Genomic DNA, 8,952 nt, shown 5'->3' with positions numbered 1-8,952 from the left:
AACGCCCGGCAACATTCCGAACCCGGAAGCTAAGCCCTTCAGCGCCGATGGTACTGCCCTGGGGACGGGGTGGGAGAGTAGGACGCCGCCGGACACAATTTCCCTTAGGGGCCCACCAGACATGGTGGGCCCCTAAGGCATTTCCCAGGCCCGACCCCCAAAGGGTCGGGCCTTTCGGCGTTGGCGTACCCGTCGGGCGGGCTATGGCTTTGCTGTGTATTCGGTAAGAAGGCTGGCGGTCACCGGCCGGTCCCGGCATGCTCGTAGCCATGACTGAGACTCAGGAACAGTTCGGGCTGTGCCGGCGGGCGTTGTTCGTGGGTGCCGGCGGGGTGGGGGCGGCCGCGCTGTTGGCGGCGTGTGGCGGGTCCGACCCGGCGACCCCGGCTCCGGAGACGCAGGCGACGACGCCCCCGGCCCAGGGCGGTGCGACGTCGGCCGCGTCGGCGGTGCTGGCGAAGGCCTCGGAGGTGCCGGTCGGCGGGGGCAAGCTCGTCGGGAACGTGCTGCTGGTCCAGCCGCAGGCCGGGGTCATCAAGGGTTTCAACGCCCGGTGCCCGCACATGGGGACCACGGTGGACGAGCCGAAGGGCGGCGTGATCACCTGCCCGAACCACGGTTCGCAGTTCAAGGCGGAGGACGGGTCGTTGGTGAAGGGGCCAGCGACGAAGGGGCTCAGCCCGATCCTGTTGAAGATCACCGGGGACGACATCGCCAGAGAGTGATCTCGGGGCTAGTCTTCTACGGTGCCGGATTCGTCGACTGTCCTGACCTATCGTCCCGCGCCGGGGACGATTCCCGTCACACCGGGCGTGTACCGGTTCTTCGACCCCGCCAACAAGGTGATCTACGTCGGCAAGGCGAAGAACCTGCGCAGCCGGTTGGGTTCGTACTTCGCGGATCCCCTGACACTGCATCCGCGGACGTTCCAGATGGTCACCACCGCCGCCCGGGTGGAGTGGGCGGTGGTGAACACCGAGGTCGAGGCGCTGCAGCTGGAGTACGCGTGGATCAAGGAGTTCGATCCGCGGTTCAATGTGCGGTACCGAGACGACAAGACGTACCCGTATCTGGCGGTGACGCTGGACGAGGAGTACCCCCGGCTGCTGGTTCTCCGCGAAGCGAAGCGTAAGGGTGTCCGGTACTTCGGGCCCTACTCGCACGCCTGGGCGATCCGGGAGACCCTGGACCTGCTGCTGCGGGTGTTCCCCGCGCGGACCTGCTCCAAAGGGGTCTTCCAGCGGGCCCGGAAGATCGACCGGCCGTGCCTGCTGGGGTACATCGGGAAGTGTTCCGCGCCGTGTGTGGGGCGGGTGTCGGCCGACGAGCACCGGCAGATCGTCAACGACTTCTGCGACTTCATGGCCGGCAACACCGATCCGCTGCTCCGCAAGGTGGAGCGGGAGATGGGCGAGGCGGCCGAGGAGCTGGAGTTCGAGCGGGCCGCCCGGCTGCGCGACGACCTGACGGCGCTGCGCAAGGCCATGGAGAAGCAGGCCGTCGTGTTCGACGAGGCGACCGACGCGGACGTGGTGGCGTTCGCGGAGGACCCGTTGCAGGCGGCGGTGCAGGTGTTCCACGTCCGGGACGGCCGGGTGCGCGGGCAGCGGGGCTGGATCGTGGAGAAGGTCGAGGACCTGGACCCGGGCGCCTTGGTGCACAGCTTCTGTACCCAGGTGTACGGGGACGGTGGGGACCCGCCGCGTGAGGTGCTGGTGCCCGAGCTGCCGAGCGACGCGCCGGCGCTGGCGGCGTGGCTGTCGGGGCTGCGCGGTTCGAAGGTGCAGCTCAAGATTCCGCAGCGCGGCGACAAGCGGGCGTTCCTGGAGACCGTGACCCGCAACGCGGAGCAGGCCCTGGCCCAGCACAAGCTGCGCCGGGCCGGGGACCTGAGTCTGCGGGGCAAGGCCCTGGAGGAGCTGACCGAGGCGTTGTCGCTGGACTCGTCGCCGCTGCGGATCGAGTGCTACGACGTGTCGCAGCTCCAGGGCACCGACGTGGTCGCGAGCATGGTGGTGTTCGAGGACGGGGTGGCGCGCCGGAGCGAGTACCGGCGGTTCATCATCCGGGGCGCCACCGACGACCTGTCGGCCATGTCGGAGGTGCTGCGGCGGCGGTTCGCCCAGCGCGGCGACAAGACGGCCGGGGAGGCCGCGCCGGGCGGTGCCGCGGTCGCTCCGGGTGACGGCGCGGCGGTCGAGGAGCTCACGGCCGGTCCGGCGCGCAAGGGGTTCGCGTACCCGCCGCAGCTGATCGTGGTCGACGGCGGTGCGCCCCAGGTGGGGGCGGCGGCGGAGACCCTGGCCGGCATGGGCGTCACGGACGTCGCGGTGTGCGGGCTGGCCAAGCGGCTGGAGGAGGTGTGGCTGCCGGACGACGAGTACCCGGTGATCCTGCCGCGTACCTCCGAAGGGCTCTATCTGTTGCAGCGGTTGCGGGACGAGGCGCACCGGTTCGCGATCACGTTCCACCGGGAGCGGCGGTCGAAGCGGATGACGGCCTCGGCGCTGGACACGATCCCGGGGCTCGGCGAGATCCGGAAGAAGGCGTTGCTGAAGCGGTTCGGTTCGTTGAAGAAGCTGGCCGCCGCGAGCCTGGTGGAGATCAGCGAGGTGCCCGGGATCGGACCCCGGACGGCGGAGGCGGTGCTGGCCAGCCTCACGGGAGCGGAGAGTAACCCCACGACCGTGACGAGTGACCCAGGGGGTGCCGAAACCCCTGGTGAGGGGGCGGGGGACACTGGCGGATCGAAGCGAGACGAGGGGTGAGCGTGACGGAGCGCGGTGACCTGGACCTGGTGATTGTCACCGGGGTGTCGGGCGGTGGGCGGAGTACCGTGGCGCGGGCCCTGGAGAACGTCGGCTACTACGTGGTCGACAACCTGCCGCAGACGATGCTCGTGCCGATGGCGGAGCTGGCGTTCGAGGCGGGCGAGGCGACCCGGCGGACCGGCATGGTCCTGGACGTGCGGAGCCGGGCCTTCTCCACCGATCTGACGGGCGCGGTGCGGGACCTGCGGGAACGCGGCTTCCGGCCGAAGGTCGTCTTCGTCGACTCCGATCCCGACGTGCTGGTCCGGCGGTTCGAGAGCGTGCGCCGGTCGCACCCGTTGCAGGGTACGGGCCGGTTGTCCGACGGGATCGAGGCCGAGCGGCTGCTGCTCGCCGAGGCCCGGGAACACGCCGACGTCCTGATCGACACGTCGCACCTCAACGTCAACCAGCTGCGCGCCCGGGTCGAGGAGCTGTTCGCGGCCCCGGAGGAGCGGCAGCTGCGGGTGACGGTGCTGTCGTTCGGGTTCAAGTACGGGCTGCCCGTCGACGCGGACTTCGTGCTCGACGCGCGGTTCCTGCCGAACCCGTTCTGGGTACCGGAGCTGCGGGAACGCAACGGGCGCGACGAGCCGGTCAGCGAGTACGTGCTCGGGCAGCCGGGCGCGGAGGAGTTCGTCGGCGGGTACGCGCGGCTGCTCGCGGGCACGGTGCCGGGCTTCGAGCGGGAGGGCAAGCGGTACCTCACGGTCGCCGTCGGCTGCACCGGCGGGAAGCACCGCAGCGTGGCCATCTCCGAGGAACTCGCCCAGCGGCTGCGGGGTTCGGGGCTGTCGGCCCACGCCCAGCACCGGGATCTGGGGCGCGAATGAGGCCCCGGGGCGGACGTCGGGCGCCGCTCTCCCGGCCGGGCCGGGTGTCCGGATGATCCGGGTGGTCGCGTTCGGCGGCGGACACGGGCTCAGCGCCTCCCTGCGCGCGCTGCGGTCGATGCGCGGGGACCTGAAGCTGGACATCACGGCCGTGGTGACGGTCGCCGACGACGGCGGCTCCTCGGGCCGGCTGCGGGCCGAACGGGGCTCGCTGCCCCCGGGGGACCTGCGCCAGGCGCTCGCGGCCCTGTCGGGCGAAGAGCGGGCCCTGACGGCCGAACTGCTCCAGCACCGGTTCGCCGGCGAAGATCCGCTCGCAGGGCACACCGTCGGCAACCTGATGCTCGTTGGACTGATGGAGCTGCTCGGTGACCCCGTGGCGGCTCTGGACCACGCCGCCGGCCTCCTCGACGCGTGCGGCCGGGTGCTTCCCATGACCCGGACGGCGCTGGAGATCGAGGCGCAGGTCCTCCTCGACGGCAACGTGATCACCGTCCGGGGGCAGCACGAGGTGGCGGTCACCGCGGGCGACGTCCGGGAGGTACGGCTGCGTCCGGCGTCCCCGCCGGCGTGCGCCGAGGTACTGGAGGCGGTGCGCGCGGCGGACTGGCTGGTCTTCGGGCCGGGCTCCTGGTTCACGAGCGTGATCCCGCACCTGCTGGTGCCCGAGTTACGTCGGGCGATCGTCGCCAGTGACGCGCGGCGCATCGTCGCGTTGAACCTGGCAGCCGAGAAGGAGACGGCGGGGCTGTCCCATGCGGACCACCTTGCCGCGTTGATGTCGTACATGCCGGAGTTGCGGGTGGATGTGGTTCTCGCCGACGACCGGGCCGTGGGGGATCCCGGTCCGGTGGAACGCGCGGCCGTGGCGCTCGGAGCACGTCTGGTGCTCGCGCCGGTAGCGGTCGACGATGACACCCCCCGGCACGATCCCGCCGCGCTGGCCGCGGCCCTGCAACCGATTCTGGGCTCCCTGGGGGCCCGCAGCACACGAGGTGGGCGACACGATGGCGATGACAGCCGCGGTCAAGGATGAGCTGAGCCGCGTTGACGTACCGAAGCCCTGCTGCCGCAAGGCCGAGATGGCGGCCCTGTTGCGGTTCGCGGGCGGGTTGCACATCGTCAGCGGCCGGGTGGTCGTCGAGGCGGAGCTGGACACCGGTGCGGTGGCCCGGCGGCTGCGCCGTGACGTCGCGGAGGTCTACGGCTACCCGAGCGAGATCCACGTCCTGGCGTCCGGTGGCCTGCGCAAGGGCAGCCACTACATCGTCCGGGTCGTGAAGGACGGCGAGTCCCTCGCCCGGCAGACGGGTCTGCTGGACGTGCGGGGCCGGCCGGTCCGGGGCCTGCCGCCGCACGTGGTGTCGGCGGGGGTGTGCTGCGCCATCGCGGCGTGGCGGGGCGCGTTCCTGGCGCACGGCTCGTTGACGGAGCCCGGCCGGTCGTCGGCGATGGAGATCACCTGCCCGGGGCCGGAGTCGGCGTTGGCCCTGGTCGGGGCGGCCCGGCGGATCGGCGTGACGGCCAAGGCCCGCGAGGTGCGGGGCGTGGACCGGGTCGTGATCAAGGACGGCGACGCGATCGGGATGCTCCTGACCCGGCTCGGCGCGCACAGCAGCGTGCTGACCTGGGAGGAGCGCCGGGTCCGGCGCGAGGTCCGGGCCACGGCGAACCGGCTGGCGAACTTCGACGACGCGAACCTGCGCCGTTCGGCCCGCGCGGCGGTGGCGGCGGCGGCCCGGGTGACCCGCGCGCTGGAGATCCTGGAGGACGAGTCCCCGGGCCACCTGATCGCGGCCGGCCGGCTGCGGCTGGACCACCGGCAGGCGTCGCTGGAGGAGCTGGGCGCGCTCGCCGAGCCGCCGCTGACGAAGGACGCGATCGCGGGCCGGATCCGCCGGTTGCTGGCGCTGGCGGACAAGCGGGCCAGGGACCTGGGCATTCCCGACACGGAGTCCGCGGTGACGCCGGAGATGCTGTCGGTGGACGTCTGAGCGGTTCGGGGCACCGTACCCGTCGATGGTGTCGTGAGCACCCCGACCGCCGCCCGCCGTGACCGGTGGGCGTTCAGATAGGGTCGGGGTGTTCGGCGACGAGGCCGGGAGAGGTATCCCGGCCGAGCACCCAGGGCCGGGTCAGTGGCTACCTTCGCCGGCGCGAGCTGCGCCGGCTCGAGCGGCGAGGAGATGGAACCTGTGACCATCCGGGTTGGCATCAACGGATTTGGCCGGATCGGCCGTAACTTCTACCGCGCGGTTCTCGCGTCGGGCGCGGACATCGAGATCGTCGGCGTCAACGACCTGACCGACAACGCGACGCTGGCGCACCTGCTGAAGTACGACAGCATCCTCGGCCGGCTGGGCCTCGAGGTGAAGGCGTCCTCGGACGAGATCACCGTCGGCGGCAAGACCATGAAGGCGTTCGCGGAGCGCGACCCGGCGAACCTCAACTGGGGCGACATCGGCGCGGACATCGTGATCGAGTCGACCGGGTTCTTCACCGACGGGCTGAAGGCCAAGACGCACATCGACAAGGGTGCGAAGAAGGTCATCATCTCGGCTCCGGCCAAGAACGAGGACATCACGATCGTGATGGGCGTGAACCACGAGCTGTACGACGGCTCGAAGCACACCATCATCTCCAACGCCTCCTGCACCACGAACTGCCTGGCCCCGATGGCGAAGGTGCTCAACGACACCATCGGCATCAAGCAGGGTCTGATGACGACGATCCACGCGTACACCCAGGACCAGAACCTGCAGGACGGCCCGCACTCCGACCTGCGTCGGGCCCGCGCCGCCGCCCTGAACATCGTTCCGACGGGTACCGGCGCGGCGAAGGCCATCGGCCTGGTCCTCCCGGAGCTCAAGGGCAAGCTGGACGGCTTCGCGCTCCGGGTGCCGATCCCGACCGGTTCGGCCACGGACCTGACCTTCACCGCGCACCGTGAGACCTCGGTCGAAGAGGTCAACGCCGCGATCAAGGCCGCCGCCGAGGGCGCGCTCAAGGGCATCCTGGTCTACACCGAGGACCCGATCGTCTCGTCCGACATCGTGACCGACCCGGCGTCGTGCATCTTCGACTCGGGCCTCACGAAGGTCATCGGCGACCAGGTCAAGGTCGTCGGCTGGTACGACAACGAGTGGGGCTACTCCAACCGCCTCGTCGACCTGGTGAAGCTGGTCGGCTAGTCGGATGCGTACCCTCGACGATCTTCTGGCCGAGGGCGTGACGGGTCGGCGCGTACTGGTACGCGCCGACCTCAACGTTCCGCTCGACGGCGACCGCATCACCGACGACGGCCGGATCCGGGCGGCGCTGCCGACCCTGACCGCGCTGCTGGCCGGTGGCGCGCGGGTCGTGCTGATCTCGCACCTGGGCCGCCCGAAGGGTGCCCCGGAGGACAAGTTCTCGCTGCGTCCGGTGTCCGCCCGGCTGGGTGAGCTGCTGGGTTCGCCGGTGGTCTTCGCGACCGACACGGTGGGGGACTCCGCCCGTGGGGCCGTGGCCGGGTTGGCCGACGGTCAGCTCGCGCTGCTGGAGAACCTGCGGTTCAACGCCGGCGAGACCAGCAAGGACGACGCGGTCCGGGGCGCTTTCGCCGCCGAGCTCGCGTCGTTGGGCGACGCCTACGTGGACGACGCCTTCGGCGCGGTGCACCGCCGGCACGCCAGTGTCGTGGACATCGCGGGGCTGCTGCCGGCGTACGCCGGTGGGCTGGTGCTCCGCGAGGTCGAGGTGCTCCGGCGCCTGACGGAGAGCCCGGAGCGGCCGTACGTGGTCGTGCTCGGCGGGGCGAAGGTCTCCGACAAGCTCGCGGTGATCTCCAGCCTGCTGCCCAAGGTGGACCGGCTGCTGGTCGGCGGGGGCATGTGCTTCACGTTCTTCAAGGCGCAGGGGCACGAGATCGGCGCCTCGCTGCTGGAGGCCGACCAGCTCGACGCCTGCAAGGAACTGCTGGCCACGGGCAAGATCGTGCTGCCGACGGATGTGGTGATCGCGGACAAGTTCTCCGCCGACGCCCAGGTCCGCACGGTGCCGGTCGACGGGATCGAGCCCGGCTGGCTGGGGCTGGACATCGGGCCCGAGTCGGGCGCGGCCTTCGCGGCCGAGGTGCTCGGCGCGCACACCGTCTTCTGGAACGGGCCGATGGGCGTGTTCGAGCTGGCGCCGTTCGCGGCGGGTACCCGGGCGGTGGCCGAGGCGCTGACGAAGATCGACGGCCTCGGGGTCGTCGGCGGCGGGGACTCGGCGGCCGCGGTGCGGGCCCTGGGGCTCGACGAGTCGGCGTTCGGGCACATCTCGACCGGCGGCGGCGCGTCGCTGGAGTACCTGGAAGGCAAGACCCTGCCCGGCCTGGAGGCCCTGGATGTCTGAGCGTCGTCCGCTGATCGCCGGCAACTGGAAGATGAACCTCAACCACCTCGAGGCCATCGCACTGACCCAGAAGTTGGCGTTCAGCCTCACGGAGAAGCAGCTCACGGCCGTCGAGGTCGTCGTGCTGCCGCCGTTCGTGGACCTGCGCAGCGTGCAGACGCTGATCGACGCGGACAAGCTGCTGCTGGGCTACGGGGCGCAGGATCTGTCCCCGTTCGACTCGGGTGCCTACACCGGGGACGTCTCCGGTGTGATGCTCGCGAAGCTGGGCTGCTCGTACGTCGTCGTCGGGCACTCGGAGCGCCGGCAGTTCCACCACGAGGACGACGCGGTGGTCAACAGCAAGGTGAAGGCCGCGCTCAAGCACAAGATCACGCCGATCCTGTGCGTGGGCGAGGGCCTGGACGTCCGCGAGGCCGGCGAGCACGTGGCGCACACCACCGCCCAGCTGGCGGCGGCCCTCGACGGGGTCACCGCGGAGCAGGCGGAGAAGCTGGTCGTGGCGTACGAGCCGATCTGGGCGATCGGGACCGGCCGCACGGCCACCCCGGAGAACGCGCAGGAGGTCGTGGCGGCGCTGCGGGCGAAGCTGGCGGAGCTGTACGGGGCGGCGCTGGCCGACTCGCTGCGGGTCCTCTACGGAGGTTCCGTGAAGTCGACGAACATCGCGGGCATCATGGACCAGCCGGACGTGGACGGCGCGCTGGTGGGCGGGGCGAGCATCGACGCGGAGGAGTTCGCGCGGATCTGCCGCTTCCCGGAGCATGTCAGCGTGTAGTCAGAGTTGTGCCCATGACCTGTGCGGGAGCTGTAAGCCCGCCAGAAAAAAGTAACTCACAGTGACCGCTCGGATGCTCTTAGCATCCGGGCGGTCACGATTCGACGCAGGTACTCAGGGTGGGTTTTCACCACGGCTCAGGTGCCCCTACAGT

At 70.9% G+C, this 8,952-nt stretch carries 8 protein-coding genes and 1 rRNA gene; all 9 read left to right on the top strand.

All coding sequences use genetic code 11. The features are described 5' to 3' along the window. Positions 1-94, top strand: a 5S ribosomal RNA gene (rrf, locus tag AB0M43_RS20795); the annotation flags it as partial. Positions 95-269: 175 nt separating this feature from the next. Next, on the top strand, positions 270-725 hold the full coding sequence (locus AB0M43_RS20790; RefSeq protein WP_363726969.1) for a Rieske (2Fe-2S) protein: 456 nt from the start codon (positions 270-272) through the stop codon (positions 723-725). Positions 726-746: 21 nt separating this feature from the next. Then, on the top strand, positions 747-2,768 hold the full coding sequence (gene uvrC, locus AB0M43_RS20785) for an excinuclease ABC subunit UvrC (RefSeq protein WP_363726967.1): 2,022 nt from the start codon (positions 747-749) through the stop codon (positions 2,766-2,768). A gap of 2 nt (positions 2,769-2,770) precedes the next feature. Further along, on the top strand, positions 2,771-3,643 hold the full coding sequence (rapZ, locus tag AB0M43_RS20780; protein WP_363726965.1) for an RNase adapter RapZ: 873 nt from the start codon (positions 2,771-2,773) through the stop codon (positions 3,641-3,643). Between the two features lie 52 nt (positions 3,644-3,695). Then, positions 3,696-4,679, top strand: a complete 984-nt coding sequence (gene yvcK, locus AB0M43_RS20775) for a uridine diphosphate-N-acetylglucosamine-binding protein YvcK (RefSeq protein ID WP_363726963.1) — start codon at positions 3,696-3,698, stop codon at positions 4,677-4,679. Further along, positions 4,651-5,637, top strand: coding sequence for a DNA-binding protein WhiA (gene whiA, locus AB0M43_RS20770; protein WP_363726961.1), 987 nt, complete (start codon positions 4,651-4,653; stop codon positions 5,635-5,637). The genes yvcK and whiA overlap by 29 nt, the downstream gene beginning before the upstream one ends. 201 nt (positions 5,638-5,838) lie before the next feature. Then, positions 5,839-6,834, top strand: a complete 996-nt coding sequence (gene gap / locus AB0M43_RS20765) for a type I glyceraldehyde-3-phosphate dehydrogenase (RefSeq protein WP_363726960.1) — start codon at positions 5,839-5,841, stop codon at positions 6,832-6,834. A 4-nt stretch (positions 6,835-6,838) separates the two neighbouring features. Then, positions 6,839-8,020, top strand: a complete 1,182-nt coding sequence (locus tag AB0M43_RS20760; protein ID WP_363726958.1) for a phosphoglycerate kinase — start codon at positions 6,839-6,841, stop codon at positions 8,018-8,020. Continuing rightward, a complete protein-coding gene (tpiA, locus tag AB0M43_RS20755) occupies positions 8,013-8,798 on the top strand; it encodes a triose-phosphate isomerase (RefSeq protein WP_363726956.1) in 786 nt (261 codons plus the stop codon). The genes AB0M43_RS20760 and tpiA overlap by 8 nt, the downstream gene beginning before the upstream one ends. Positions 8,799-8,952 lie beyond the last annotated feature (154 nt).

It is taken from the genome of Longispora sp. NPDC051575, assembly GCF_040681875.1.
Lineage (GTDB): Bacteria > Actinomycetota > Actinomycetes > Mycobacteriales > Micromonosporaceae > Longispora.
The sequence above is the reverse complement of the archived record's forward strand: the minus strand, read 5'-3'. Positions and strand labels throughout refer to the sequence as shown.

Bases quoted from the DNA above. Each gene is read 5' to 3' on its own strand.
- tpiA (WP_363726956.1), top strand. From the start codon at position 8,013: ATGTCTGAGCGTCGTCCGCTGATCGCCGGCAACTGGAAGATGAACCTC.
- whiA (WP_363726961.1), top strand. From the start codon at position 4,651: ATGGCGATGACAGCCGCGGTCAAGGATGAGCTGAGCCGCGTTGACGTA.
- AB0M43_RS20790 (WP_363726969.1), top strand. From the start codon at position 270: ATGACTGAGACTCAGGAACAGTTCGGGCTGTGCCGGCGGGCGTTGTTC.
- AB0M43_RS20760 (WP_363726958.1), top strand. From the start codon at position 6,839: ATGCGTACCCTCGACGATCTTCTGGCCGAGGGCGTGACGGGTCGGCGC.
- yvcK (WP_363726963.1), top strand. From the start codon at position 3,696: ATGATCCGGGTGGTCGCGTTCGGCGGCGGACACGGGCTCAGCGCCTCC.